1 protein-coding gene is annotated in these 734 nt (G+C 63.5%); it reads left to right on the plus strand.

The annotated features are described in order from the left end of the window. Positions 1-386: 386 nt before the first annotated feature. The coding region (locus tag AC1DY5_RS57645; RefSeq protein ID WP_478123044.1) for a hypothetical protein at positions 387-734 on the plus strand (348 nt) is incomplete at its 3' end.

Below are 734 nucleotides of genomic sequence, written 5' to 3' on the forward strand. Positions count from 1 at the left end.
CTCTGCGGTGTTTGTGAAGACCTTGGTCTATCACGCCTTGGGCACTTTGATGCCGTATCCAGCAGAGGGTCCACCCGCTCGTGCCGAGCTTCGATCTCTGCGACCAACGACTGCTCTCGCCGCCTTCGACGTCATCTCACCACCCCCAGTCTTCTGATTCCCCTTCGGGAGGGAGGCATCCATAGCATCTCCTGGATTCGATGTCCCCACAGCCTAGGCGCGCGACCGGCCGGGTCTTGATACCCGTCAAGCCGGCACCTGTAGGGCGCAGAGGTCGTCGCCGGGCTGGCCGGCGCATGGTTCGTCGAGGACCTTCATCCCATCGATTGAAGGCCACGGGCATGGGCTTGATCCACGTCAAGCCCTTTCGCGCAAGCGCGACTAGAGTGAACAAACTGATGGAGGCAAACACCCAAGTGCCGGAGGTGAAAAGTGAGGGTTCCCCCGCAGGGGGAGTTCGCGGCATCAGCCCGATGCCGTGGGGTGAAGGCAACCTCAGACCGCTCGCGCGCCACGGCGCAAGGGTGGGGACCTTCACCAAGGCCCGCCGCTCCGCAAGGGATGGCGGGCCTTCTTGTTTCAGTTCGCCTCGTGCGCAGGGGGGCGGGGCGGCTTCGATGCGCTTCACGGTTCCCTCGTTGAAGGAGATTCGAATGAATATCGGTTCCATCTGCACGCGGCGCATAGTTGCCGTGGACAGCGCCAGCACCCTGGTCGAGGCCGCGGGCCTGATG

It is taken from the genome of Variovorax sp. P4_D9 (assembly GCF_056401695.1).